This window comes from Thermoactinomyces sp. CICC 10735 (assembly GCF_016055175.1).
Taxonomy (GTDB): domain Bacteria; phylum Bacillota; class Bacilli; order Thermoactinomycetales; family Thermoactinomycetaceae; genus Thermoactinomyces; species Thermoactinomyces vulgaris.
The window spans coordinates 132,983-158,674 of sequence record NZ_JAECVT010000003.1; the positions used below are offsets into that span (position 1 = coordinate 132,983).

Annotated in this window: 25 protein-coding genes; 10 read left to right on the forward strand and 15 right to left on the reverse strand. The window is 48.1% G+C overall.

Annotated elements, in window-relative coordinates; translation table 11 throughout:
- The first annotated feature begins 39 nt into the window (after positions 1-39).
- Positions 40-426 (forward strand): DUF2512 family protein, encoded by a 387-nt coding sequence (locus tag I8U23_RS06955; RefSeq protein WP_198050863.1) that lies wholly within the window; start codon positions 40-42, stop codon positions 424-426.
- 295 nt (positions 427-721) lie between these two features.
- Here I8U23_RS06955 and I8U23_RS06960 read toward each other — a convergent pair whose 3' ends face one another.
- The 8 genes from I8U23_RS06960 to I8U23_RS06995 all read right to left on the reverse strand — a co-directional run bounded on the left by I8U23_RS06960 (position 722) and on the right by I8U23_RS06995 (position 11,668).
- Positions 722-2,494: an acyl-CoA dehydrogenase family protein gene (locus I8U23_RS06960; protein ID WP_198050864.1), complete on the reverse strand. Its 1,773-nt coding sequence runs from the start codon at positions 2,492-2,494 to the stop codon at positions 722-724.
- 44 nt (positions 2,495-2,538) lie between these two features.
- Entirely contained in the window at positions 2,539-3,720 is a 1,182-nt protein-coding gene (locus I8U23_RS06965) for an acetyl-CoA C-acyltransferase (RefSeq protein ID WP_037993103.1), read from the reverse strand.
- A gap of 22 nt (positions 3,721-3,742) precedes the next feature.
- Positions 3,743-6,142 (reverse strand): 3-hydroxyacyl-CoA dehydrogenase/enoyl-CoA hydratase family protein, encoded by a 2,400-nt coding sequence (locus I8U23_RS06970; protein WP_255517131.1) that lies wholly within the window; start codon positions 6,140-6,142, stop codon positions 3,743-3,745.
- Between the two features lie 266 nt (positions 6,143-6,408).
- Entirely contained in the window at positions 6,409-7,209 is an 801-nt protein-coding gene (locus I8U23_RS06975; RefSeq protein ID WP_049720593.1) for a hypothetical protein, read from the reverse strand.
- Positions 7,210-7,412: 203 nt separating this feature from the next.
- Entirely contained in the window at positions 7,413-7,796 is a 384-nt protein-coding gene (locus I8U23_RS06980; protein ID WP_037993108.1) for a hypothetical protein, read from the reverse strand.
- A gap of 280 nt (positions 7,797-8,076) precedes the next feature.
- A complete protein-coding gene (locus tag I8U23_RS06985) occupies positions 8,077-8,853 on the reverse strand; it encodes a sporulation protein (RefSeq protein WP_037993110.1) in 777 nt (258 codons plus the stop codon).
- A gap of 123 nt (positions 8,854-8,976) precedes the next feature.
- Positions 8,977-9,984 (reverse strand): biotin synthase BioB, encoded by a 1,008-nt coding sequence (gene bioB, locus I8U23_RS06990; RefSeq protein WP_049720594.1) that lies wholly within the window; start codon positions 9,982-9,984, stop codon positions 8,977-8,979.
- Positions 9,985-10,165: 181 nt separating this feature from the next.
- Positions 10,166-11,668, reverse strand: coding sequence for a carboxypeptidase M32 (locus I8U23_RS06995; protein WP_232335480.1), 1,503 nt, complete (start codon positions 11,666-11,668; stop codon positions 10,166-10,168).
- Between the two features lie 235 nt (positions 11,669-11,903).
- Between I8U23_RS06995 and I8U23_RS07000 the strand changes: the two genes are divergently transcribed.
- From I8U23_RS07000 to ptsP, 4 genes are all read left to right on the forward strand, one after another.
- Entirely contained in the window at positions 11,904-14,162 is a 2,259-nt protein-coding gene (locus I8U23_RS07000) for a sigma 54-interacting transcriptional regulator (protein ID WP_198050865.1), read from the forward strand.
- A gap of 186 nt (positions 14,163-14,348) precedes the next feature.
- The gene (locus I8U23_RS07005) at positions 14,349-14,690 is read left to right on the forward strand and encodes a PTS sugar transporter subunit IIB (protein ID WP_037993111.1); all 342 of its coding nucleotides are present in this window, start codon (positions 14,349-14,351) and stop codon (positions 14,688-14,690) included.
- A 76-nt stretch (positions 14,691-14,766) separates the two neighbouring features.
- On the forward strand, positions 14,767-15,027 hold the full coding sequence (locus I8U23_RS07010) for an HPr family phosphocarrier protein (RefSeq protein ID WP_037993221.1): 261 nt from the start codon (positions 14,767-14,769) through the stop codon (positions 15,025-15,027).
- A gap of 18 nt (positions 15,028-15,045) precedes the next feature.
- Positions 15,046-16,758 (forward strand): phosphoenolpyruvate--protein phosphotransferase, encoded by a 1,713-nt coding sequence (ptsP, locus tag I8U23_RS07015; protein WP_198050866.1) that lies wholly within the window; start codon positions 15,046-15,048, stop codon positions 16,756-16,758.
- Positions 16,759-16,849: 91 nt separating this feature from the next.
- On the opposite strand, the gene speD is transcribed toward ptsP, so the two are convergent.
- Together speD and ablB are read right to left on the reverse strand one after the other, a co-directional pair.
- A complete protein-coding gene (gene speD / locus I8U23_RS07020; protein ID WP_037993114.1) occupies positions 16,850-17,260 on the reverse strand; it encodes an adenosylmethionine decarboxylase in 411 nt (136 codons plus the stop codon).
- Between the two features lie 380 nt (positions 17,261-17,640).
- Complete coding sequence (gene ablB / locus I8U23_RS07025; protein WP_198050867.1) at positions 17,641-18,471, reverse strand: putative beta-lysine N-acetyltransferase; 831 nt, start codon at positions 18,469-18,471, stop codon at positions 17,641-17,643.
- A gap of 244 nt (positions 18,472-18,715) precedes the next feature.
- On the opposite strand from ablB, the gene I8U23_RS07030 reads away from it, so the two are divergent.
- Positions 18,716-18,901 (forward strand): hypothetical protein, encoded by a 186-nt coding sequence (locus I8U23_RS07030; protein WP_156473341.1) that lies wholly within the window; start codon positions 18,716-18,718, stop codon positions 18,899-18,901.
- Positions 18,902-18,952: 51 nt separating this feature from the next.
- On the opposite strand, the gene I8U23_RS07035 is transcribed toward I8U23_RS07030, so the two are convergent.
- Together I8U23_RS07035 and I8U23_RS07040 are read right to left on the reverse strand one after the other, a co-directional pair.
- A complete protein-coding gene (locus I8U23_RS07035) occupies positions 18,953-19,345 on the reverse strand; it encodes a hypothetical protein (protein ID WP_062843267.1) in 393 nt (130 codons plus the stop codon).
- Positions 19,346-19,347: 2 nt separating this feature from the next.
- Complete coding sequence (locus I8U23_RS07040; RefSeq protein ID WP_198050868.1) at positions 19,348-20,283, reverse strand: alkaline phosphatase family protein; 936 nt, start codon at positions 20,281-20,283, stop codon at positions 19,348-19,350.
- 84 nt (positions 20,284-20,367) lie between these two features.
- Between I8U23_RS07040 and I8U23_RS07045 the strand changes: the two genes are divergently transcribed.
- A complete protein-coding gene (locus I8U23_RS07045) occupies positions 20,368-20,694 on the forward strand; it encodes a DUF1811 family protein (RefSeq protein WP_062843265.1) in 327 nt (108 codons plus the stop codon).
- Between the two features lie 55 nt (positions 20,695-20,749).
- Positions 20,750-20,914, forward strand: coding sequence for a hypothetical protein (locus I8U23_RS07050; RefSeq protein WP_156097694.1), 165 nt, complete (start codon positions 20,750-20,752; stop codon positions 20,912-20,914).
- Positions 20,915-20,993: 79 nt separating this feature from the next.
- Here I8U23_RS07050 and I8U23_RS07055 read toward each other — a convergent pair whose 3' ends face one another.
- Entirely contained in the window at positions 20,994-21,953 is a 960-nt protein-coding gene (locus I8U23_RS07055; protein WP_062843264.1) for a 4-hydroxy-3-methylbut-2-enyl diphosphate reductase, read from the reverse strand.
- 202 nt (positions 21,954-22,155) lie between these two features.
- Between I8U23_RS07055 and I8U23_RS13575 the strand changes: the two genes are divergently transcribed.
- Positions 22,156-22,278 carry a hypothetical protein gene (locus I8U23_RS13575; protein ID WP_255517132.1) on the forward strand — a complete coding sequence of 41 codons (123 nt, stop codon included), beginning with the start codon at positions 22,156-22,158 and terminating at the stop codon, positions 22,276-22,278.
- A gap of 517 nt (positions 22,279-22,795) precedes the next feature.
- Here I8U23_RS13575 and I8U23_RS07060 read toward each other — a convergent pair.
- Positions 22,796-23,152 (reverse strand): hypothetical protein, encoded by a 357-nt coding sequence (locus I8U23_RS07060; RefSeq protein ID WP_062843263.1) that lies wholly within the window; start codon positions 23,150-23,152, stop codon positions 22,796-22,798.
- 293 nt (positions 23,153-23,445) lie between these two features.
- Between I8U23_RS07060 and I8U23_RS07065 the strand changes: the two genes are divergently transcribed.
- A complete protein-coding gene (locus tag I8U23_RS07065; RefSeq protein WP_156097696.1) occupies positions 23,446-23,613 on the forward strand; it encodes a hypothetical protein in 168 nt (55 codons plus the stop codon).
- A gap of 194 nt (positions 23,614-23,807) precedes the next feature.
- Here the strand turns inward: I8U23_RS07065 and I8U23_RS07070 are convergent, their stop codons facing one another.
- Positions 23,808-25,685 (reverse strand): bifunctional homocysteine S-methyltransferase/methylenetetrahydrofolate reductase, encoded by a 1,878-nt coding sequence (locus I8U23_RS07070; protein WP_062843262.1) that lies wholly within the window; start codon positions 25,683-25,685, stop codon positions 23,808-23,810.
- Positions 25,686-25,692: the final 7 nt, after the last annotated feature.

Consider the following 25,692-nt stretch of genomic DNA (forward strand, 5'->3'; position numbering starts at 1 on the left):
GGTGAAATAATAACAAAAAACCGGAAAGGAGCTTGCGCGTTGAATCATACTTACCATCTGATCATCAAGTTTATCTATGTCACTTTTCTTCTCTACCTTACGTTGGGATTGATTTACGACATTGATTATAAATCGATTCTGTTTGTCAGCATTGTTCTTGCATTGGCCGGATATCTGGGGGATTTCTTTTTGCTGCTGAAAATGGGGAATATGTTCACCACTCTGTCGGATGCCTTGTTAAGTTTTCTCATTGTTTGGTTCATCGGGACTTACTTTTTTGATATGGATATCGGCACCAAAAACTTTAAAATCAACCAAGTGCCGCTTTTTCAAATTTCCTTGACCGCCGGGATCCTCTATGCCGTCATCGAATGGTTTTACCATCGCTGGTTTTTTAAATTTCTAGGCAAAAAAGAGGTTTTTTAACCCTTCCCTTTCGTTCCCCTTTTCTTCTTCACACATGCAAAAGGGGGGATTTGATTCCGATTCATCATATAGAAATAATAAAAAATATTTGGATATAAAATCCCTGAAAGCTCCCTGAAAGCCGCTGAATTTCAAACGCACGTTCATGGCGGAAGACGTTTCCTCGTTCACCTGCCTTCCCCGGAGCAAAGCGAACATCTGCTTCAGGACGAAACCGTCATTGAAAAGACATGAAAGGAAATTTTTCAATAAAAAAAGGCTGTTGACGATTTTGTCAACAGCCTGAAAACGCCGATTAAACCACATATTTCTCGGCATCGATGATCCGGGCGGCAATCCGGCGTTTCAGTTCCACTTCGTTTACCGGTTGAATCCGGGTCAGCTTTTTCAATACCGAAAGTTGTGTGCGCAGGACATCGCCTTCTTCGATGGCTGCCAAAGCATGGCGGGCCAGTGCATCCACTTTTTGCATCGAAGCATAGATGAAGGCCACGGTGTAATCGATTTTGGCTTGTTCATTTTCTTCACCATTTTTAAGAATGGCTTTTTTCGTGCGCAACAAAGCACTCTCCATGGCAAAGGTTTCGATGGCGATATCCGCCAGGTCACGCAACAACTCTTGTTCTTTCTGCATTTTCTCACCGTATTTTTGCGTGGCCAGTCCGGCGACCATCAAGAAGATTTTCTTCGCATTTTCCACATAATGTTCTTCAGCTTCCAAGACCGGAGCATCTTCATCCGGGAAGTACGGCATCATGGTCAACAATTCTTCTTGCAGGTCTTGCGCGGCTTGCAAGAAAGGCAATTCCCCTTTCAATGCTTTCCGCATCAAGGTGGCCGGAATGATCAAACGGTTAATTTCGTTGGTTCCTTCAAAAATGCGGTTGATCCGGGAATCGCGATACATGTTTTCAATCTCGTATTCATTCATGAAACCGTAACCGCCATGAATTTGTACCCCTTCATCCACCACATAATCGAGCACTTCGGAACCGAACACTTTCGACACGGAACATTCGATCGCCAAATCTCCGATCGCATTGGCCACCACGGAACCTTCCGCGTTTTCCACTCCTTCCAGGTTGGCGTCAAACATTCCCGCAATCCGGTACGCCAAGCTTTCCGAAGCATACACTTTTGTCGCCATGTTGGCCAATTTTTCGCGAATGAGGCCAAATTTAGAAATCGGGACTTTAAATTGTTTCCGTTCATTGGCGTATTGCGCCGAGATCTCGATGGCCCGTTTGGAGGAACCCACGGTACCGATGGCCAGTTTGTAACGGCCAATATTCAAAATGTTAAAGGCGATTTTGTGCCCTTTACCCAATTCTCCGAGCAGGTTTTCCACCGGAACCTTGGCGTCTTCCAGGATCAAGGTGCGGGTGGATGAACCTTTGATCCCCATTTTCTTTTCTTCCGGCCCGACAGAAACACCGGGGAAGTCACGTTCCACGATGAACGCCGTAAACTTGTCGCCATCCACTTTGGCGTACACGATAAACACATCGGCAAAGCCGGAGTTGGTAATCCATTGTTTCTCCCCGTTTAAGATGTAATATTTGCCGTCATCGCTTAATTTCGCCGTCGTTTTTGCCCCCAGGGCATCTGATCCGGAACTGGGTTCCGTCAAGGCATAAGCGGCAAGTTTCCGTCCGGAGGCCAAATCCGGCAGATATTTTTTCTTTTGTTCCTCATTTCCGAAAAAGACAATCGGAAGGGATCCGATCCCCACATGCGCCCCGTGGGACAAACCAAAAGAACGGGCAAGAGAAATTTTCTCCGTGATCAAACTGGAACTGACTTTGTCCAGCCCCAGCCCTTCATATTTCTCCGGCACGTCGGCACCAAGGAGTCCCAAATCTCCTGCTTCTTTCAACAAACGCACGGTATGTTCAAATTGATGATTCTCAATTTCCGGCAAAACCGGCCATACTTTGTCTTTGACAAAGTCTTCGGTCGTTTTGGCGATCATCTTATGTTCTTCTGTAAAATCTTCCGGGGTAAACACGGTTTCCGGATCTCTTTGCTCCAGTAAATAAGCTCCGCCTTTTGCTTTTGTATCTGTCATTTTTCTTCCCTCCCGTTAATTTAAAACCTGATGGATTGGCCGGGTCAGCTTACCCGTTCCACAATGCCCGCAGCTCCCATGCCGCCGCCGATACACATGGTGACAAGCCCGTAACGAAGATTGCGCCGTTCCAGTTCTCCCAAGATGGAAACGGTCAATTTCGCTCCGGAACATCCCAGGGGATGGCCCAAGGCAATGGCGCCTCCATTGACATTCACCTTCTCGTGATCCAGTCCCAACTCCCGGATCACGGCCACCGATTGGGAAGCAAAGGCTTCATTCAGCTCAATCAAATCGATGTCCTCAAGGCGAATGCCCGTTTTTTCAAGCAATTTGGGGACGGCTGCCACCGGACCGATTCCCATGACATCCGGATCCACCCCGCCCAGGGTGAATCCGCGGAAAATCGCCAGCGGTTTCACACCCAGTTCCTCGGCTTTTTCACGGGACATGATCATCACAGCGGCCGCTCCGTCACTCGTTTGCGAAGAGTTCCCCGCGGTCACCGTTCCGTTCACGTGGAAAACCGGACGCAATTTCCCAAGCACTTCCAGATTGGTGTCGGGACGAACGCCTTCATCAGTGTCAAAGACCCGCTCTTTGACTTGCAGTTTTCCGTTTTCATCAAAGAAATGTTCCTTCACGGTCAACGGAACGATTTCATCTTTAAATTTCCCCGCTTTGATGGCTGCCGCCGCCTTTTGGTGGCTGGCCAGGGCAAAACGGTCCTGATCTTCTCTTGTCACGTTGTACCGCTTTGCCACTTCTTCCGCCGTATGCCCCATGGACATGTAGGTTTCCGGCAAATGTTCCATCAGATAGGGGTTGGGCGCCGGTTTATATCCGCCCATCGGCACCATACTCATGCTTTCGACACCGCCGGCGATCATGATGTCGGCAAATCCGCACATAATTTTTTCCGCCGCAATGGCAATGGTTTGCAGGCCGGAAGAACAGAAGCGATTCACGGTCATTCCCGGAACCTCCGTGGGAAGTCCCGCCCTCAAAGCGACGATTCTCGCAAGGTTCATCCCTTGCTCTCCCTCAGGAAACGCACATCCCAAGATCACATCTTCCACTTCCTTGGGATCCACCTGAGGAACACGCCGCATCAGATCCGAAACAACAGCTGCGGCCATTTCATCCGGCCGGTAATTGCGCAAGCTCCCTTTTCCCGCTTTTCCCACCGCAGTACGGGCGCCGGCCACAATGACTGCTTCGCGCATATTTTCTCCCCCTTTTCAAATGTTAGTTGCGAAGAGGCTTTCCTTTGGCCAACATATGTTGCATTCTTTGTTGGGTTTTGGGTTCTCCGATCAAACTCAAAAAGGCCTCCCGTTCGAGATCCAACAGATATTGCTGATCCACCAGCGTTCCTTCCGGCACATTTCCTCCGGACAGAACAAAAGCCAGTTTGCTTGCAATTTTGTAGTCATGCTCACTGATATATCCCGACTTCAAGAGACCGTAAGCCCCGAGTTTCAGCGTGTTGTATCCCGTTTCCCCGACCACCGGGATTTTACGCGGTTGAGGCGCTTTATAACCTGCGTTGTAAAGTCCCAGCGCCACTTGTTTTGCATCGTAAATCAAATGATCTTTGTTGACGGTAATACCGTCATACGGACGGATGAATTTATATTTACGGGCATCTTCACCGCTGGTTGACACCTTGGCTTGCCCGATGGTCATAAAGATGTGATTCACCAGAGGCTGCAAAGAAATCCGGTCTTTGGGATCCACGCCTTCGGTGAAGCGGAGCAACATTTCGCTGTTGCCGCCACCGCCCGGAATCAAACCGACACCGACTTCAACCAGCCCCATATAGGTTTCTCCCGCTGCCTGAATCCGGTCACACGGCAAGCACACCTCAACGCCGCCGCCCAACGCCATGCCATAAGGTGCGGCAACGACCGGTTTCTCAAGGGTCCGCAAAGAGCCCATGGCTTGCTGGAACTGATGAACAATCAAATCGATTTCCGGCCAGTTGTAATCTTGGGCTTCCATTAAGAGCATCATCAGGTTGGCGCCGACACAGAAGTTGGGCGCTTCCGCACTGATGACGAGTCCCCGGTAATTCTTCCGCACTTCTTTGACCGATTTGTTGATCATGCTGATCACTTCCGGCCCCAGTGCTTGTTTGGGGGAATGGATTTCCAGACAAGCAATGTCATCGCCCAGGTCAATCAGGGAGGCTCCCCGGTTTCCGAAGATTTTCTTCCCTTGTTCTTTCAAGCGGGCCAAAGAGATCGCTTTTTGATGCTCTTTTACTTCTTCATACTTGCCGCCAATCGCGAACACCCGGGTTTTTCCGTCTTCCGTTTGATAGAAAGCGGTTTTTCCGGACTGAAGCATCTCTTCCACCCATTGCGGGATGGTTTCTCCTTCTTCGCGCATCCGGTTGACGGATTCTTCAAGCCCGACGGCATCCCACATTTCAAACGGCCCCAAATCCCAGTTGAATCCCCATTTCATCGCACGATCCACACTGGTGATGTCATCGGCGATTTCTTCCAGACGGGCAGCGGAATAAAGAAGCACTTTTTTCGTGATAGTCCAAGCCAATTTTCCGGCAACATCATCGGCATAAACCAGAGCTCGCAATTTTTTCGGCAGCCCTTTTGCCCGTTTGCTCGCTTCCAGTGAAGGGGCTTTCAGTTTTTGGCGCGGTTCATAAGTAAGCGTTTTCGGATTTAAGACCAAGATCTCTTTTCCTTTTTCCGTTTTCACCCGTTTATAAAATCCTTGGCCGCTCTTTTCACCGAGCCACCCGTTTTCCACCATTTTTTTCAGGAGGGGAGAAACCTCAAAAGCGGCTTTTTCCTCCGGATCATCCACATTTTCTCTCACATTGTTTGCCACATGGACAAACGTATCCAATCCCACCAGATCCAGGGTACGGAAGGTGGCGCTTTTGGGCCGCCCCATGGCACGTCCGGTGATCGCGTCCACTTCAGCCGGTCCGAGATCCATTTCCTCCATCGCCTCTAACGTGACTTGAAGCCCGTAAGTTCCGATGCGGTTTGCAATAAAGTTGGGGGTATCCTTGCATATGACCACCCCTTTGCCCAGAACCTCCTCGGCAAAAGACTTCATGCCTTCGACAATAGCAGGATCGGTCTTTTCATTTGGAATAATCTCCAACAATTTCATATAGCGCGGGGGGTTAAAAAAGTGCGTCCCCAAAAAATGCTTCCGGAACTCTTCGGAACGGCCCTCCACCATCTTATTGATGGAAATGCCCGAAGTGTTGGAACTGACCACAATGCCCGGTTTCCAAACATTTTCCAGGCGCTTGAACAAATCTTGTTTAATTTCCAAATTTTCCACAACGACTTCGATCACCCAGTCCACCTCGGACAAGCGGTCAAAATCGTCTTCCATGTTTCCGATTTCTATCCGTTCAGCCGCTTCCTTCGTATAAAGCGGAGATGGCTTTTCCTTGAACAAACGGTCTTTCCCGGCCTGAGCCAAACGGTTGCGAACCGCCCGGTCTTCAAGCGTCAGTCCTTTCTGCTTTTCCTTTTCCGTCAAATCGCGCGGCACAATGTCCAGTAACAAAGTGGGAATTCCTACATTCGCAAGATGCCCGGCGATCGATGCCCCCATGACACCTGCGCCCAACACTGCTGCTTTTTGAATGTGTCGCAAGAGTTCTCCTCCTCTCTTCTTTTAAAAAACCCCGTCTGAATGAACAGTCATTCACTTGAGGGATAGAAAAAAACCTATCCCTAAGGATCGGCTTTGACTACAAGAGGATTGACACCAATTCATAACTTAACAAATTTTATTTTGTTTATAATTAATTTCAATAATATTATTTCTCTGTTTTTTATTTTCGTCAAGGGTTTTTATCGACTTTTTAATTCCTTCTGACAAAAATATTTTTTCAAAACGATCCGGTTCCTTTTGATTCGTCACATTTTTCGATAAATAACGATCCAAATGATGATTCCCGCCCCCAATGCGACAACCGAAAAGATGGCAACGGGTGTGAAGAAAAACGGAGTGGAGCTGCTTTGCGAAGGATTCGGACCGGAATCCGGCAAGCCGGGTTCGTCTTCAGAAGCCGGTGAAGAGCTTTCGGGAGAGACTTGGAACGAATAAGCATCTCTTAATATTCGCCGGTCGCCGTTGATCGTCCCGTCAAAGGTGAGCTGTGCCTGATAAGCGCCAGGAGGAAGCGCCTCAAACCGGTGGCTTGCGGTCTCCCCGTTTTGCCGGAGCCAAATGGAAGCTTTTTCTTGTCCTTGTTGATCAAAAATTTGAAAATGCCATTTTCCTGCCGCTTGACTCCCATATAAAATTTCCCCGGAAGCGCGGATGCCCTCTTGGGAGGGTGACACTTGCAACCGAATGCCTTCCCGGGTAAACGTGCAGTTTTCTTCCAATATATACGGCTTGCGGTTGATAATCCCGTCAAACTTGAGGAGTGCCGCGGTTTTCCCGGCATCATTCCCGATCTTTAAAAAAGAGACATCGCGATCGCCAATCTCGCGGAACGATTGGTTGTGTTCACGGTCAAAATAATACCAGCTTCCTTCCACTTGATCGCCGGATCCAACCGTGAGCCGCGCATACACATAATACCGTTCACTTTGTTCATCAAAACCGACACTGCACCGAATCGAATAGGCATCCTGAGCCAAGCTGTGTGATAAAGGAAGCGCCGCCACAACCAGCCAAAAAGCGAAAAAGGCGGTCCACCCCTTTTTCATCCCTTTCCTCCCTTCCAAAGAAAACCCAGATTTCATGAAATTTTCCATTCATGGTTACATTCATTATAACATATATTTCTAAATAGTTTTAAAATATCTATTAATTAACAGTTGGATTCCTTGTTATTTTAAACATCCCTTTAGAAAGCAAAAAGTTGCCCGGTGCATCCCCGACGGATGCCTGAGCAACGTTCCACCTTAATTTATAAATGATTGCTTGCCCGCATCACACGCGGTCTCAATGCGGGGGTCTGGGGAATATACTCTTTCACCAAAGCCGCGGCATAAAAGAGGCACCACAAATAGTTGATGAAAAGGAAAGTCCCCGCTTTCAACCAAACATTCGGAAGATCCAACAAGTCAAACGCCAACACATACGCCGGCAAAATCGACCACAAAGCCCGGTCTCCCAGTGATTCGGCCATTTCCCAATAATACACTTCTTCCACTTTAAAAAGCTTATCCCGGAAGTACATTTTCAAGACCGGCCGGACACTGGAATAATAGAAAAAACCCGGGATTCCCAACAACGCCCGGTTGATGCTGATAAACAAATACGACAGTATCAGCAAACAGATATATATCATCGGTTTGCTCCTCCCCCCACAAAGACCTGGATGATTTTCTGTTTTATTTCGTAAAACTTTGTCATAAAAAAGTTTTATATATATATTTATATCTTTTTATAATTCTTTCCTCCCGGGAAAATTTAAAAATTCCATGTCTTTGTTAACCAGTAATTTTAATTACAACTAAAATTAAACAAAATTTGATTTTACAGGTTGAATCTTTGTTTCCAAGAAGTTTATTTTATGTAAATAAATATCCCTCGTCCATCGGGATCGAGGGAATCATTAATTTCCATAATTATCCGGTAATTAATCCGGAAGAATTTTTGATGATGAAATTGCGTATGGTTTCTGCCGCCGCCTCTTCAGAGGAAAGTTCTTCCGCACGGAATTCAAAAGCTCCCTTTTTTTCATCCAAATCCAGCTCATCTGCCAGCATGCCGATCAACCCTTTGGTTTTCTTATCCAATTCAAAAAATCCTCTGACGCTGTTTACCGCCTGTTTCGGTTTATACTGAAACACGATTTCATCAAATTTGCCGCGCATCCAATCGGTGGCATGAAACTGGATGATTTGGACGCCTCCGTTCCGTTGGCCGGTATACCCTTCTCCATAGTGAACAAAGCCCAGCTTTGCAAAACCGCCCAAAAAGTTTTTGAGAAGGCCCGACGGCTTTACATCGACAACGTCCCGGTCCTTGGCATCAATGCCGCTTATGATTTCCAAATTGGATTGGAAATAATAACGGGTGTTGACGGATGAAACCGGGAGCAGTTCAGGACATTTAAAATAGAAATCAAATTCTCTTTTTTCCCCGGGCCGGACCACAAATTCTTCCTGCATCACCGGAATGGTTGCGATGGTTTCATTGACATACTTGATTTCATCGTCCTTTTTAAAAGAGGACGCCAGATTGAAGTGGACTTCCAACTCTTCGATTAGCTGTTCGACTTCGCCTCCCTCAACATACACCTTTCCGGTGACCTCTTCACCCATGGTGACCACATCGGAATCCAAAACCAAATCGATTTTGGCCGCTCCCACTCCCAAAGAAGCTAGAATTTTCTTAAACAAATCCGCTCCATCCTTTCATCATTATGTAATTTACTCCCATCTTACCATACATTCCTCACGGCGAGCGGATCAATCAATGTGCTTTCTTGGATTTTTGTCAGGCCGTTTTCACAAGGCAAAAGTTCAATCTTCTTCTGCCTCTTCCACCTCAAATCCCATATCCCGTATCATTTGATGATCCAACAAGGCCGATTGGCCTTCTGTCGTCAAGTAATCCCCGACAAAAATGGAATTGGCAGGATAGAGGGACAATGCTTGCAAATGGCGCAAATTGACTTCTCTTCCTCCCGAAACCCGAATTTCCTTTTGCGGACATATGAAACGAAACAACGCAAGCACTTTTAAACAATAACGCGGATTTAATTCATTCATCCCTTCCAAAGGCGTTCCGGGGATGGGATTCAAGAAGTTCACCGGGATCGAATCAACATCCAGTTCACGCAAGGCCAAAGCCATTTCCACGACTTGTTCTTGGGTTTCCCCCATGCCGACAATATAGCCGGAGCAAGGGGAAATGCCCCCCTTCTTCACCAATTGCAGTGTTTCCACCCGGTCTTGATACGTATGGGTGGTGGTGATGTTTTCATAGTGTTTTTCGCCGGTATTCAGGTTGTGGTTGTAACGGTCCACGCCGGCTTCTTTTAACCGTTTGACTTGATCATCATTCAAGATCCCCAAACAAGCGCAAATTTTTAGCGGATATTTTTCTTTGATTTCCCGAACCGCTTGAACCACTTCATCCAGTTCACGTCGGGTCGGTCCGCGCCCGCTTGCCACAATGCAATAGGTCCCGGCTTTTCGTGCCAAGGCTTCTTTTGCCCCGTCGACCAATTCCTCTTTTTTCAATAAACTGTATCGCTCAACCGGAGCCTGCGAAACGACCGATTGCGAACAATAACCGCAATCTTCCGGACAAAGCCCGCTTTTGGCATTGATGATCATATTTAATTTGACCTTTTTCCCGAAATAATGGCACCGGACACGGAAGCTGGCTTGCAACAAAGGCAGCAATTCATCATCCGGTGCATTTAACACCGAAAGGCCCTCTTCCATGCTCAATGTTTCTCCTTGAAGCGCCTTATCCGCCAACTTTTCCCATTTGGACAAGCTTCTGAAAGAATGAAGTGTCATAGAAACCTCCTGCTCCTTAAAAATGCATGAACCCAATCTCCGGATCAACCGGTGTCGGGCCAATTCAATTGTAAACCAAATCGAAATAAATAGTTTACATTTACAATATAAGTATACCACAGCCGGCTTTTTTCCTTTAGAAAAAAGCAAATGCCCCCGGGACATTTGCTGTCAGAATCTCCTATAAATATAATTCACTGTATTTTTTTCTTAAATAATCCAGATAGGGTTGGATGGTCAGTTCCGATCCGGTTGCCCGCCGGATCAATTCATCTGCTGTATATTTGCTTCCATGCTGATAGATCTGTTCTTTCAACCAAGAATGAAGAGCGGTAAAGCTCCCGTGTGCAATTTGATCCGGGATGTGAGGGGCATCTTTTAATGCCGCTTCGTAAAATTGGCAACTTAAGATATTTCCAAGCGCATAGCCCTGAAACTGTCCGCCAATAAAATCCGCATACCAATGGATATCCTGCAATACGCCCGAACGGTCATCGGGAGGAGTGATTCCAAGATCGGACTGATAACGTTCATTCCATGCATCACGCAAATCTTCCACCCGGAGTTTTCCTTCCAGCATGTGCAGTTCCAGATCAAAGCGGATAATCACATGCAAGTTGTATGTCAATTCATCCGCTTCCGTACGGATCAGCGACCGCTTCACATGATTGATGGCCCGGTAAAACTCATCCAGTGTCACCCTTCCCAACTGGGTCGGGAACGTGGCCTGCAATTGCGGATAAAAATAGGTCCAAAACTCCCGGCTTCTGGCAATCACATTTTCCCACAGACGCGACTGGCTTTCGTGTACCCCGGAAGAGGTCCCGTCATAAAGCGGGGTTCCGTCATATTCCGGGCGAATCCCCAATTCATACAGCGCATGCCCGGCTTCATGGATCGTACTGAACAACGCTTCGCTGATATCCCGTTCATTGACGCGGGTGGTGATGCGAACATCTCCTGCCGCAAACCGCGTCATAAATGGGTGGGCCGACAAATCCACTCTCCCGCGGTTGAAATCAAATCCCATCTGCTTGATAATTTCCTTGCTGAAATCCAGCTGTTTTTGCACCGGATAAGATTGCTCCAAAGAGGAACGGTCCGAAGCCGGCTTCTTCGTCACCGCTTCCACAAAGGGAACCAATTCCCTTCGCAACTCATGAAACAACTTGCGGAGCGTCGACGCTTTCATCCCGTAGTCCGAACGGTTGATCAACGGGTCGGACACATGCTCTTTTTCCGGAAAAAAGTCGGCATATTCCAAACTGAGTTCCAACGTCTTTTTCAGGTAAGGAATCACTTTGCCAAAATCATTGGCTTCCCGCGCTTCCAACCACGTCTGGTTGGTTTCGGTGATATGCCTGTAAAAACGGGCCATGAAATCCGCCGAAACTTTTTGTGCTTCCTCATACTGCCGTTTGGCAACCCGGACGATGGCTGCCTGATCGGAATCCAAGGATGAAGAAGCCGTCGCTTTTTCCAGATCCTCCAGTAATTCGCCCAACCGGGGATCCGTTTTTTTCTGATGCACCAGTTTCCCCAACAGGGACAGTTGGTGTCCTCTTGCTTCCGCTGCAGCCGGGGGCATGTATGTATTTTGATCCCAGCTTAATATGGCCATCGTTGCTTCCAAATCATATATTTCGCGCAACTTCGTTTTTAATGCTTCCCATTTTTCATGCAAAATCGATTTCCCTCCAGTTTGCCGGGCAAAGAGTCCGGAGATTCAGTCAATCTTTGTTTATTGTACCAAAACATCACATCCCAGGCGATGCCCGAAAAAAATGAAAATCATCGGTTTTGCCGGTGTACGGTTAAATTTGGATTTCATTTTTTCTTGCCTTTTTTACACGCTCGGGTGACAATTAGTGTGCAAAGTGTGTATGATACTTAGAAGAATGAGAAAAAGAGGCGGTACCATGAAAAAGCGGGATTGGATCGAACAAGTTCTCCGTCAATCCTGCCTGGAAAACCCGGAAGGAATGACGGCACAACAAGTCGGAAAGATATCAGGCCTGAACCGTTCCACCGCCAGCCGGTATTTAAATGAATTGGTCAAACTGGGACGCGCCCGGAAACAGGCGGGTCGCCCGGTGCGGTATTTTCCTGCGGATGACCCGGGCAAAATCCAGGCAACCTCCCGCCAGAAACCGGCTGAAGATGACGGATTGCTGGACGATGCCCTGGCAGCTCTTTTATATCCTCCCAAAGGGCTTCCCATCTTGTTTACCGGGGAAACCGGTGTCGGAAAAACCTATATGGCCAAAAAATTGGTCGAAGTGGCCATCGAAAAAAATTACCTTCCGCCAAACACTCCGTTTGTCTCTTTTAACTGTGCGGAATACGCCCAAAACCCCGAATTGCTTCTGGCTCAACTGTTTGGCGTGAAGAAAGGCGCCTACACCGGTGCGCAGGAAAACCGGGCCGGGTTGGTGGAGCGGGCCAATGGCGGCATTTTGTTTTTGGATGAAATCCACCGTCTTCCCCCATCGGGACAAGAAATGCTTTTTTACCTGATGGACCAAGGATTTTACCGTCGCCTGGGGGAAGCTTCCGTGGAACACCCTGCCCGCATCCGGCTGATCGGCGCCACCACCGAACCTCCTGAACAGGCGTTATTGCCGACCTTACAGCGCCGTTTCTCCGTGCAAATTGAAATTCCGCCGCTCAGAAAGCGTCCGGTTCAGGTGAGGGAACAATTGATCGAAAAATTTCTCCTCAATGAATCCAAACAGATGAACATTCCCGTTTCCCTGTCCCCCGAATGCCGCTCGCGGCTTTTGACTTATCCTTGTTTTGGAAACATCGGCCAATTAAAAAGCGATATCCAGATTGCGTGCGCCCGCGCTTTCCTCCGACACATGAACCGTTCCGGACAAGAAGTGGTGATTCAACTGCATGATTTGCCGGCCCATCTGCGCAAACAAGGCTGGATCTCGGCCGCCATCGAAGCCAAAATGAAAGATCAACCGGCACCCATAGAGGCAAAAGCAAAAACAACAGACGAAGCGGGCAACATCTACCGTGAACTGCTGGCAGCCAAAGAACAATTAAGCAAACAAAACATTTCGCCTGCAGAATTAAACCGGCAACTGCAGGAAACGGTCAATGAATATATCACCCGTCTTTTGCACTCAGCCAAAAACCGACAACCCTCCGGGGATCAGGAAACCCGTCTGTTCCAATCGATCCGGCAGGTGCTCGGGCAATGTGTGGATCATTGGAACCATCCTCTGGCCCAAAAGATATCCGGCACGAAGATCAACGCCCTGGCCCTGCACATCCAGTCTTATTTGGAACAACCCGGACCCCGTGCGAAAAAAACGTTTAACGGGTTGAAAATTGAACCGGTTTACCGAGAACTGGCCGGTCAGATCGGAACCGCTTTGGAACAAGCGTTGGGTATCCGTTTGCCGAAAGATGAATTGGATTTAATCTCCCTTTTTTTCTCGTTGTATCAACCCCGTTCATCCGATCCGAAGCCGCGGGTGATGGCCACGGTTTGTTTAACTGGCGAAGGAGCGGCGGTTTCATTGGAACTTTGGCTGAAACAACACTTGCCGGAGCAAGACCAGGACGTGTTGATCCGTGCGGTGCAGATCGATCCGCTTGAACGCGAATCCGGGGAGTTGGAAGAACTGGCGAAATCCTGTCATCTGGTCGCCGTGGTCGGGACGGTCCCCCCCAAGATGAAAGATGTTCCATACATTCCGGTTTGGGAACTGTACCAACCCGCCGGATGGGACAAATTGAAGGAACTGTTATCCAATAGCCGCCCGGGCACTTCATCTTTTAAACGCGACATGAAACCGGAACCCGAAAACCGGCTCTTTCAGTTAATGGAACAAGGATTGCGGGAGACGGTCACCCACTTTAATCCCAAAAAATATATCGACCTGATCCAAAAACATCGCGCGCCGTTTCAAGAAACATTTCAGTGGACCCCCGAACGCGAACTGGGGATCTGGATGCATTTGGCGATTTACACCGATCAACTGCTGAAAGAACAAATCAATCAAACGTCCCGCCAAAATCACGGTGGCGGGCATAAATCCCGGCCAGAACAACCATCCTATTTATGGAAAAACCTTTTGCACCAACTGGAATCCGTCTTTTCCGTTCAATATCCGGCGATGACGGCACAAGAAATGACCCGTTTGTCGGCGTCTTCCGTTTAAACCGTTCCACCCTTGTGTGTAATTTTGCTGCACACAGGTGTGTCCAATCTCATCCGATGCGAAAAATCTTTCCAATCGGTATGTTTTATTGTTTGGCATGCTTTTTGCATTTAAAATGAAATGGCATTATTTTTTATTACTAAAACCAAGGTGGAACATCGTTTCTTTAAGAAGCGGAGGAATGAAATGAACCACACCATCCGCCTGCTCGTCATTTGCAGCTGGGGGGCAACTTCCAGTGTATTGTGCCAGAAAATCAATGAAGCAGCTTCCCAAAAGGGGATTGCTTTAAGGGCAAAAGCAGTCGGCGTCAAAGATTGGAGCGAACATCTCCAATCTGCGGATCTCATCATGATCGAACCCCAAATCAGCCATCTCCGAAACGAGATCGAACCGGTCGCAAAAGCCCATCGAAAACCGTTTGCGCAAGTCGACCCGGTTGCTTTTGCCACGATGAACGGAGATCAGTTGCTAAAACAGGCGGCATTGCTTTTATCCACTTACCGTTCATTGCATGGGACAGAATAAAGGTTGTCATCCTTTCCACCTTGTACACGATATGCCAGTCAAAATCCAAAATGATAAAAAGAAAGGAACATGTCACATGGCTCAAAAGAAAGTAACCATTACCAATCCAAGCGGTTTGCATGCCCGTCCGGCAGCACTTTTGGTGAAAGAAGCCGGAAAATTTTCCAGCAAAGTCCAATTGGTGAAAGACGGAAAAGAAGTGGATGCCAAAAGCTTATTGGGGGTCATGTCGCTCGCAGCCAAACAAAATGATGAAATTGTCATTCAGGCTGAAGGAGAAGACGCTGAAGAAGCCGTAAACCAATTGGCACAATTTATCGAACAACTCAACGCTTAACTTTAAGGAGGGTTCATGTTGAGCCAACACATCAAGGGAGTGGGGGCTGCACCGGGGTTAAATATCGGACAGGCCATTTGGTGGCGCAAAGAAAAACCGGTTGTGGAAACACGCTCCATCTCCGATACCGATGCCGAAGTGGAAAAGTTAAATCAAGCGATTGAACAAACCAGGGAACAAATCCAGGAGCTGCGTTCGATCGCTTCCCGGCGGATGAGTGACGAAGAGGCCGCTGTTTTTGATGCACACCTCGCCTTCTTGGACGATCCCGGTTTTACGGGAGAAATGAAAAACCGGATTCAAAGCAAAAAACAAAACGCGGAATCCATTTGCCAGGAAGTCACCGATGAAATGAGCCAGTTAATGGCTTCGCTCGATGACGAATACATGCAAGCCCGTGCCGACGACATTCGTGATGTCGGAACCCGTTTGTTGTTGATTTTATCCGGCAAACAACCTTTTGATCCTTCCTTGTTAAAACCGGGGCATGTTGTCATCGCGGAAGAATTGACTCCTTCCGACACGGCCCAATTCCCGGAAGGAATCAGCGGGATGGTGACCGAACGCGGAAGCAAAACCGCCCATGCCGCCATCATGGCCCGGACTTTGGGCATTCCGGCCGTATTGGGACTGGGTGAGGCCATTCGTCAAATTGAAGACGGCGACATCATTGTGTTGGACGGGGATCAGGGAACCATCCAAATCAACCCGGACAAAGAAACCGAAGCAGCGATCCGCCAACAGATCAAAAAACAAAACGAAGCACGCGAGCAAGCATTGAAAGAAGCAAAAGCCGATGCTTATACAGCTGATGGAAAACGGATTCAGGTTTTCGCCAACATCGGAAGTTTAAATGATGTGGAAATCGCCCTGAAAAACCATGCCGAAGGGGTCGGTTTGTTCAGAACCGAGTTTCTTTATCTGGAAAATGACCACTGGCCTGACGAGGAAGAACAATATGACGCTTATGCAAAAGTTTTGAAAGCGTTTGGCGACCGCCCCGTGGTCATCCGGACTTTGGATATCGGCGGCGACAAAGACTTGCCTTATGCCGAATTACCCAAAGAAGAAAACCCGTTCTTGGGACACCGGGCGATCCGTTTCTGTCTTTCCAACCCGGACATCTTCAAAACTCAATTGCGTGCACTGCTCCGGGCAAGCACCCACGGAAATCTGTGGATCATGTTCCCGATGATCGAAAACCTCGCCGAAATCCGCCAAGCCAAAGCGCTGCTGGATGAGTGCAAAAATGAACTGAAAAACGAAGGCATTTCCTTCGCAGAAAACATTCCCGTCGGCATCATGGTGGAAATTCCGGCAGCCGCCATCAATGCGGATCTACTTGCGCCGGAAGTGGATTTCATGAGCATTGGAACCAACGACCTCACCCAATACACCCTGGCGGCAGACCGGGGCAACGAGAAAGTGGCTCATTTGTATGATGCCGCACATCCGGCAGTGTTGCGCCTGGTCAAAATGACCTGTGACGCCGCGGAAAAAGCCGGAATCGTTGTCGGCATGTGCGGGGAATTGGCAGGTGACACCGCCATGACAGAAGCGTTGGTCGGACTCGGCCTGCACGAATTGTCCATGAGTGCAGGAACCATTCCGGAAGTGAAACAAAAAGTCCGCCAAACCGATTCGGAAAAAGCCAAAAAATTGGCGGCGGGACTGTTGAACCAAAAAGACGGGGATCAAGTCCGCCGGTTCATCCAAGAACAAAAATCATAAAGACGAAAAAAAGCCGAAGAACATGTTCTTCGGCTTTTTTTAAATGAAAAAGGAATCCAAAACATGCTTTTGGATTCCCACCGTTCCCTATTTAAACCGTCATTTTTTTCATCGGTCGTATTGCTGGTTCTGGTTGGACAACCTCAATAGGCCTAACACCTCTCCGAAGCATTTTGTGATAGGCTTGGGAGGGTTTTAATACATTGAACATGTGCTCAATGGCAATCATGGGATCAACGGTATGACCGCAAGTATAACAATCCAAAGCGGCAAACCCTTTTTCCGGATACGTGTGAATGGACAGATGACTCTCTGAGAGCAACACTAAAACAGTGGCCCCTTGAGGTTCAAACTGATGCGATTGGACGGACAAAACGGTTGCTCCGCAGGCTTTTGCCGCATCTTTCAAGTGTTCCTCCAAACGCTGGACATCATTCAGCAGATCGAAATCAACACCCCATGCATCCATGGCTACATGTCTTCCGAAAGTAGAAAATTCCATCTCTTTCGGCCCCCTTCCTAGCAAAAAGTTGGTGTGAGCCAAATTCCGCTAGGATCTGCTTGTTCACCACGGGGGAAGGTTAGTCCAGTGAGGTCCCAACCCTTTAAGTGAATCCTGGATCCTACTAGCTCAATGTCACAGTGATTAACTTAACACAATCTGTATACAACTTCAATAGTTATTTTAACCGAAATTCCCTTTCACTGCGATCTTTTTAAAAAGTTTAAAACCAATATTTCGAATCATCCGAGTCATCCTGCAACGAACCTGCCCATCCAGGTTTTCTCTGTCTCATCCACGGCCAATCATTGCCGGAGCATTTGTTAAAAAAAGCGGGATCCGGTCCCGCTTTAATTTCCTTCTTGCCAACGCCCGCCTTTTTACAACTTTTTCACCCAGATATTCATATCTTCAAAATCCCCGGAGATCTGGCTGTTTTGAATCAATCGTCCTTTATATTCAAAACCCAGCTTGGCGATCACCATATTCATTCCCGTCGAAACCGCCCGGGTCAATGAAAACAGATGAGGGATCCCTTTTTCTTTCATTCTTAATTCCAGACCATAAATAATGGCACTTAACAGTCCGTTTCCCCGATGATCCGGGTGAGTGGCGCAATCAGTGATTTCCGCACATTGAAAATGCGGAAAAACATCAGCCGATGCCGAGCTGACAATCTGATCCCCTTCGGTTACCACCGTGAAGTAGACATCCTGGTCCATGCACTGGCGGATAAAATCCGGATCATGAATGGGGGTGGGATACGTTTCAAAAACCAGCTGATACAACTTCGCCAAAGCCTCGGCATCTTCTTTCACGGCATGGCGCAATTGATACTTTGGATCCAAACGCGGACGCTCTTTAATGGCTTCGGCCTGCTCTGCCATCTCCACAATTTGATCTTTTTTCTCCTCATCTTTTTTATGCGCGCGGTCCTCTTCCAGAAAGCGGGACAAAATACAAGCCGGATTTCCTTGGAAAAAACCGCTGATTTCTCCCTCTCTTTGAAACCCGAGCTTCTCAAAAAAAGAGATGTCCTCAGGGTTTGCATAAATCATCACTTTACCGATATCCTTTTCTTTGGCCAATTCTTCCAGGTGTTTCAACAGGGACTCCACATCGTACCGGCTGTATTGGATCAATTTAATGCGACTATTAAATTCATCCACTTCATAAGATACATTATGTGGAGTGGTTTGAGTGGTTTTCATTCAACTCTCCTCCATCATCTTTCTTTCCGCAACTCCGCTGTCCTTAGCTTTTGCCAACCTGCCCGATATTATCATCAGTAACTTTTACCCTGTCTTCCGGAATACAAACGGCTTTTTTCCCGGATTCATGTCAATCGGACATAAAAACATCACAAAAAAGACAGATCTGTCGTGTAATTTTTATTTAATGCGGGTAGGATATAATTTAGATCTTGATTACCCTAAATCCCGGGGGGTTTCTTTTATGTACCTGACACCCAGAGAACGAGGCATTGTCATCCGGGCTCTCACCAAGGTGTTGGAAACCGAGCCGCCTTATACAAGAGCCGATGAATATAAAAAATTATTGGACCGTCTCAAAAGCGAACAAGAACGGGAAGACGACGAACATCCCCGGCAAGAATACATCTACAACATGGACGATGGCTGAAACATAAAAAATCCCCTTCTTTTCAAAGAAAAAAAGGGATTTTTGTCTTCTTCACCATCCGGCTTGGGGATGCCTTTTTAATTTGATATTCCGGAACAAAAAGCAAGGATCCAACGAATCGGAATCTGACAAAGGTTGACTCGTGATCAACAAATGAAAGGGCGCGTAAGCGCGTTTGTCTTTCAAGAGGATCCCTGCATGTTCCCTCGGAAACGCAACCGCATATTCCCGTTTCCCTTTCAACCGGAAACAAAAGAGATAAGCGTCATTGCCGCGGTCGTACATCCAGACATATTCATCCGCTTCCTCCGATTGTTTGACATCGCCGGCCCACTCCGGAATGGACAACACCAACGTATCCGTGCCATCCGCACGGAGTTCGGTCCAGCCTCCGTCCTCCGGAATGGCTGCTTCTGTCACTTGTGGTATATATCTTGAACGCATAATCACCGATCCTTTACCCCATTTTTATTCCTGGACACGATCCGGTGCAACAGCGGAGCAATTCCCGTTAAATCCCACGCTCCGGTGTCAATCTCCGAGAATGCGTCAATGTCCCCGATCACCAGGGTGGGAACCGGGTTGGCGGTATGGGTTTTCACCCGCAAATCTTCGCTGTTTCCATGATCGCTGACCAATACAATCGTATCCTCCGGCCCTTTCAACCGCACAAGTTCCCCCAAAAAACGATCATAATGGTGCGTCACATATTGAAGCAACCAGGGATCCTGTTTGTGGCCGGCCCGGTCACTCAAGAAGAACTCATGGACAACCAAATCATAATCGCGGGCTATCGACCAAAGGTGGCGGGCAGCCTGTTCCGGCGTGATTTCCTCCACATCCATCCCGGTTTTTTTCAGGATGGTCCGGGTGATGTCATGATACACCGCTTTGCCTTCCACCAATTCCGGGAAAAATCGAACCGGCTCCCGGCTGGATTGGATCGTTGCCGTGGTGACCGAAACCCAACCGCGCTTGGTGGCAGGACGTTCAAAATACTCTTTGGTGTACGCATTGGCAAAGGTCGCTTTCCAGCCTTTTTTTTCAAACTGTAAGTAGATGTTGTCTTTTTGCACCCATTCACGCAACCTTCGAAACGGCAACCCGCTCATGTGTTTTCCCATCTCCCGGGCTGCATTTTTTCCCGTAAAGATCGTCGCCTGGCCCGTGGCACTCTGCGGAAGCCCCTCCACGCCCAGGCAGGCATCGGTCTCAAGCAGAAGAAGGTCCGGACCATGGCGGCCGGCCGCTTCCCTCACCAACGGCATTCCGCCAAACAACTGACGGATGCAAGGAGTCGGATACGTCACCCAGGGATTGTGATCCGCCATCTCCCCCAAGCCGACCCCGTCAATAAACAGCAGCACGACAGCGATCTTCACCACCCCCTGTCGGTGTCCTCAGGTTGTTTTCATCCCGGCCTCCCGGTACAATGATAAGGAGCATTGCAAAAAAAGGAGGATACGATGCAACGTTTCAGCCAAATGTCCAAAGATGCGCTTGAGATGGAAAATGAGCGCCTGAACCGGGAAAAACAAAAAGCAAAAGACCAAGGTTTGGATACACAACTTGCCATTTTGGAACAAAAAATCAATCTTGCGCGTTCATACCTGATCGATCCCGCGACCGTCCAAACTGCCTGTTGGTATCAAGTGGAAGGAAAAAACATTCCTTTTTATGTCGAATATCTCAACGGAGTGATGGCTTGGGGAAATTGGGAACATTCCGGTGAAAAAGCAGCCGTTCCATTGGCTTTGTTGGAAAAACCGGTATCCCGCCGTTCTGTTAAATGATGGTTAATTTTTATTTTTATTGGACATAATACATCTAGGAGGTGTGTTCGAAAAAATGTATTATGTCGTCCGCGATTCAGAAAAACTCCCGCCATCGATCATTCATGAAGATAACTATTTCGCTTGGTATAATCCGATGAAAAAGGACCATCGCATTGAATTTCGCGGCACCATGAATCAATGCTATGATTTTATGGCCGCACACTATCCCCGAAAATAATGCTTTTTTTCGGTCCGCAAATTGACAGAATTGTATAAAGAAATGAGTGAAAAATAAACCGGGACTTGAAAGTCTCCGGTTATTTTTTCGGTTGTAACTTTTTCTTTCGCACCGGCGGCAAAATTTTGTTCATGCTGACTTCCTGTTTGCGTTCCCAAGTACTCGGATCATTTTCGTCAAACTGCTCCAAAAAGCGAATCACTTCGCGGGTAATCGGCGTTGGCGTCGACGCACCCGCCGTCACGCCGACCACTTTTTTCCCTTTGAGCCAGTCCAAATTAATTTCTGTCACATCCGCAATCCGGTACGCATCCACGCCGGCGATCTCTTTGGCCACCTGAGCCAGCCGGTTGGAATTGTTGCTGCGGGGATCCCCGACAACAAGAACCAGATCCGTTTCCTTCGCCTGTTTCGCAACGGCTTCTTGCCGCAATTGCGTTGCCAGACAAATTTCATTGTGGATCTCTGCCGTCGGGAACCGTTCTTTGACCTTTTCCATCAAATGCTTGGTATCCCATTGGCTCATGGTGGTTTGGTTGGTGACGAGCAACCGGTCCGTTTTGAGTTGGAGCCGGTCAATATCTTCCTCTTTTTCAATCAAGTGAACCTTCCCGGGAGCCACTCCCATGGCCCCTTCAGGCTCGGGATGGCCTTGTTTGCCAATATAAATCACTTCATATCCGTCGGCCGTCTTTTCCCTGATCAAATCGTGCGTCCGCGTAACATCCGGACAAGTCGCATCCACCACCGTCAAACCCTTTTCCCGGGCGCGACGGCGGACTTCGGGAGAAACCCCGTGTGCGGTGAAAATGACCGTCCCTTTGTCGATTTTCTCCAGAATCTCCAACCGGTTTGCTCCGTCCAGGGTAATAATGCCTTCGTCTTCAAATGCTTCCACAACATGGCTGTTGTGAACAATCATTCCCAATATATAAATCGGACGGGGCAGATCCAGGTTTTGGGCGGCTTGGCGTGCCAAAACCATGGCATCCACCACTCCGTAACAATATCCTCTGGGTGTGATTTTTACGACTTCCATGTTTTTCCCTCCTGACCCCGATGTTGGATCCGAGGCTTTTGTCCATCTCATTATAGCGCAACGGCCGCTCCGGGTAAATGCAAATCCTCCCCGTTTCCGATAAGTCCAAAAGGATTTCACAATTTTTTAGGCTTTTTTTCTGGAACATCCATCCTTGGTCATTCATAGGATACACTGTCATCATGAAGAGAAGGAAGTGAGTGTGCATTATGGAAAAACCAGCAAAACCCATGCCGATGCCCGAACCGCAGCCTTTGCCGCAACCGCCGGCTATGCCGGAACATCCCATGCCCATGCCGATGCCCTGCATGCCGCCCATGCATGAAATCCCCTGTGATCCCAGATGGCTTCGGCACATGTACCACCATCTCAAAATTTGCCATAAGTATGAGCTGGAAATGCTCAGATGGTATATGAGGTATTGTGAGAGCAAGCATAATTGCAGACATCCTCACCGTCGTCATCCCCATGGCAGAAGACCTTACCACTGTCATCCGTATGAATCCTCTTCATCCCCTCATGACCGGAACCGGTGGGATAGCCCTCACCATCATTGCTGAAAAAAGGCCATCCTTCCCAAATTCTCCCCTGGAAGGATGGCCTTGATTGCACCTGTATCGGATTAATTTTTCATTCTTTCGCGTACATACAAGGTACCCAGAATGAAAGAAATAAACAACAAAAAAAGGATAATCACTCCTGATGAATCCAGAATATTCCCATTCATATGATCAAAACCCCCCGAATCTTGTCCGTCTGTAAATAGGTATACTACATTTAAATAAATTTGTACAGAATGGGAATATTACAAAACCATGAAACAGGGGTGATTTCATGCAGATTTAAAGAGCTTCCTCTTCTTCCTCCCAATCCTGGGGTTTCATGACACCGTTTTTGATCCTCAAGATGGCCAACGTTCTCGCTTCAAAATCCAGAGCCCGTTCCGAATGGGAAAGCATCAGGTTTCGCCCGGCAATACAGTCAAAGCACACGGCAAATTCATCAAAGATCTGGTCGGGATCTTCGGCGATTCTCAATTCGGTTCTCTTCTTTTCCTGATAACAGATCGCGCAATTTAAATACATTTCCGTGTAATAAGGTTGAGGCCCGCCTTCGCGGATCGCATTTAATATCTCCGCTTCAATCTGGTCCGCCAAACGCTCCACTCTTTTTTTTCTCTCCATTTGATCCTGCATCATTGTTCACCCATTTCCCCTTTTGAAAAAATCGCGTTTTCCACGAATAAGCCCATTCACAGCATCTTTTTATTTATATTTAAAAGCAAAATTCGTTATTTTTGGCTATATCATCCATTCGTCAACAAACCGGAAAACCCCTTTTAAACAAGGAAGAAAGCGAAAAAATCCCCATCCGCCCTCATATCAATAATGTCTGTTTTTGTCAAAATATAAAATGATTTGACTACTTATGTCACGAAGGAGGAATTGTTGGTTACCGATGTCTAATACAAGTTAGAAAGGAGGGGGCGAATATGGTCGTACGTGATCGATCCTCGAAATCTTTTGCCGACCAGCGTCTGGGGTACAAGTATCGTGTCATTCACAAGCGGGTTCGCCCTGCTGTGAAAAGAACGGTGCTTAAAATGGCAAGAGATATGTTTCTCGACCATATTTCGAAGGATGTGCCTTTTAAAAAGTGAATCACCTTTGTTTTGTTGGCATTTTGCTTACATGACAGCCCTCCCGTTCCATAAGGGCGTCATTTCCTCTCCAAATGGATGAATCATTCCCCCGAATGGCCAATGGTTCGTTTCTCTATTCTTTTGAATTTGGTTTTGGGTACTCAAACGATCAGCCCTCCCGAACCGACGGGAGGGCCCTTTTTTTGGTTCTTTTAAGCGTGTGTGTGGCTCTGGAGACGGGCATGCATCTCTTTGTCCCGCCACCGGATAAAATGCGTCAGCTCCTCTGTCATCTGCCAGTTGGAAAACGGGGTGATCAAATAAATTCCGTCGAACTTTTCCATAGCCACTTCCAAAAGCTCTTTGGCCACTTGGACGCCTTCTGATTTCCCGGACTGACGGTCGGTCGTTTTTTCCATTCGTTTTAACACATCTTCCGGTATTTTAATTCCGGGCACTTCATTATGCAAAAACAATGCATTGCGATACCCGGTGAGCGGCATCACACCGATGAACACCGGGATGCCGAGCGATTTCGTCGCTTCATGCACCCGGATCACCCCGTCCGGGTCATAGACCGGCTGCGTCATGACAAAATCCGCGCCGGCTTCAATTTTTTTCTCGAGACGTTTGACCGCCGCATCCAGCTTTCGTACATGCGGATTAAAGGCGGCCCCCACCACAAACTGCGCTTTTTGTTTTAATTTCCTTCCCGAAAACGAGATCCCTTCATTCAGCTGTTTCACCATCCGGATCAGCTCAACGGAAGTGACATCGTAAATCGAATGGGCTCCGGGCAAATCCCCCATGCGGGTGGGATCCCCGGTGATCACCAAAATCTGATCGATTCCCAAAGCATGAAGCCCCATCAGGTGGGATTGCTGTCCCAATAAATTCCGATCCCGGCATGCAACGTGGACCAGCGGTTCGATATCATATTTTTTTAAGATGGCACCCAGCGCCAAATTGCTCATCCTGGCGGTGGCCAGGGAATTGTCCGCCATCGTGACCGCATCGACGCCGGCTTGCTTCAGTTTTTTGGCCCCTTGCAAGAAACGCATGATATCCAGATCTTTCGGCGGATCAAATTCACAAATGATGGTTCGTTGTTTGTTGCGGACTTTCTGTACGACTGTTGGTTTCGTTCTTCTTTGCAAGACGATCGTTTCATGGGATGACAGTTTGTAACCGTCTTGGGGCGGGTTTTTCCGCTGAACCGGACATTTGTCTTTCAAGACTTTGGCAATCCGGGCGATGTGCTCGGGAGTGGTTCCGCAACACCCTCCAAGCAGCCGGACGCCTTGATCAATCAAGAGGCCGGCTGTTTCCTCAAAATAATCCGGCGCCGACTTGTAATGAAGTTCCCCGTTGCTCATCCCCAGCCGCCCGGCATTGGGAAAAGCCGTGAGGATCATTTGCTCGGGAACAATGGTTTTTTCCAATGTCCTCAATACTTCCACGGGGCCGAAACGGCAATTGATTCCCACGCCGTTCACCCCGAGCGATGCAAGCTTCTCAAAAGCCTCAGAGATGGTAAAGGCATCCCGGGTCCGGCCGATTTCCATCATCGACAGCTGGGCAAAGACGGGAAGCGTCGTGAGCGGGCGAATCACTTCAACCGCCAATTGCAGCTCTTTCAAGTCAAAAAAAGTCTCCAGCAAAATCCCGTCAACACCTCCGTGCAAAAGAGCCACCGCCTGCTCTTCATACATCGCCCGGTACTCCTCTTCATCGTACACCGGCACTTTCCCGGCACAGATGGAACCGATCACCCCGAGAACATAGGCATCGCTTCCAATCGATTCTTTGGCAATATGAACGGCTTCCCGGTTCAGCCGCGTCACCTTGCTTTCCAGTCCGTAACGCGACAGCCTCTCGCGGTTGGCACCGAAGGTGTGCGTTTCGATCACACGTGCCCCGGCCCGGTAATATGCTTCATGAACCTCGCCGATCAGGGACGGGTTGCTCAAAACCAATTCCTCCGTACAATGTCCGATGGAGACGCCTTGCTGATACAAAAATGTTGCAATCGCCCCGTCCCCGACCAGCAAAGAATGTTGCAGGCATTGAAGCAAGCCTTGCTCGCCCATCAATCTT

Excerpts from the sequence above, each read along its gene's own strand:
- I8U23_RS07030 (WP_156473341.1), top strand. The coding sequence starts at position 18,716 with ATGTACCTGACACCCAGAGAACGAGGCATTGTCATCCGGGCTCTCACC.
- I8U23_RS06960 (WP_198050864.1), bottom strand. The coding sequence starts at position 2,494 with ATGACAGATACAAAAGCAAAAGGCGGAGCTTATTTACTGGAGCAAAGA.
- I8U23_RS07045 (WP_062843265.1), top strand. The coding sequence starts at position 20,368 with ATGCAACGTTTCAGCCAAATGTCCAAAGATGCGCTTGAGATGGAAAAT.
- I8U23_RS06965 (WP_037993103.1), bottom strand. The coding sequence starts at position 3,720 with ATGCGCGAAGCAGTCATTGTGGCCGGCGCCCGTACTGCGGTGGGAAAA.
- I8U23_RS07055 (WP_062843264.1), bottom strand. The coding sequence starts at position 21,953 with ATGGAAGTCGTAAAAATCACACCCAGAGGATATTGTTACGGAGTGGTG.
- I8U23_RS07000 (WP_198050865.1), top strand. The coding sequence starts at position 11,904 with ATGAAAAAGCGGGATTGGATCGAACAAGTTCTCCGTCAATCCTGCCTG.
- I8U23_RS07050 (WP_156097694.1), top strand. The coding sequence starts at position 20,750 with ATGTATTATGTCGTCCGCGATTCAGAAAAACTCCCGCCATCGATCATT.
- I8U23_RS06975 (WP_049720593.1), bottom strand. The coding sequence starts at position 7,209 with ATGAAAAAGGGGTGGACCGCCTTTTTCGCTTTTTGGCTGGTTGTGGCG.
- I8U23_RS07035 (WP_062843267.1), bottom strand. The coding sequence starts at position 19,345 with ATGCGTTCAAGATATATACCACAAGTGACAGAAGCAGCCATTCCGGAG.
- I8U23_RS07005 (WP_037993111.1), top strand. The coding sequence starts at position 14,349 with ATGAACCACACCATCCGCCTGCTCGTCATTTGCAGCTGGGGGGCAACT.
- I8U23_RS06980 (WP_037993108.1), bottom strand. The coding sequence starts at position 7,796 with ATGATATATATCTGTTTGCTGATACTGTCGTATTTGTTTATCAGCATC.
- I8U23_RS07070 (WP_062843262.1), bottom strand. The coding sequence starts at position 25,685 with ATGGGCGAGCAAGGCTTGCTTCAATGCCTGCAACATTCTTTGCTGGTC.
- speD (WP_037993114.1), bottom strand. The coding sequence starts at position 17,260 with ATGGAATTTTCTACTTTCGGAAGACATGTAGCCATGGATGCATGGGGT.
- ablB (WP_198050867.1), bottom strand. The coding sequence starts at position 18,471 with ATGAAAACCACTCAAACCACTCCACATAATGTATCTTATGAAGTGGAT.
- bioB (WP_049720594.1), bottom strand. The coding sequence starts at position 9,984 with ATGACACTTCATTCTTTCAGAAGCTTGTCCAAATGGGAAAAGTTGGCG.
- I8U23_RS07060 (WP_062843263.1), bottom strand. The coding sequence starts at position 23,152 with ATGATGCAGGATCAAATGGAGAGAAAAAAAAGAGTGGAGCGTTTGGCG.
- I8U23_RS07065 (WP_156097696.1), top strand. The coding sequence starts at position 23,446 with ATGGTCGTACGTGATCGATCCTCGAAATCTTTTGCCGACCAGCGTCTG.
- I8U23_RS07010 (WP_037993221.1), top strand. The coding sequence starts at position 14,767 with ATGGCTCAAAAGAAAGTAACCATTACCAATCCAAGCGGTTTGCATGCC.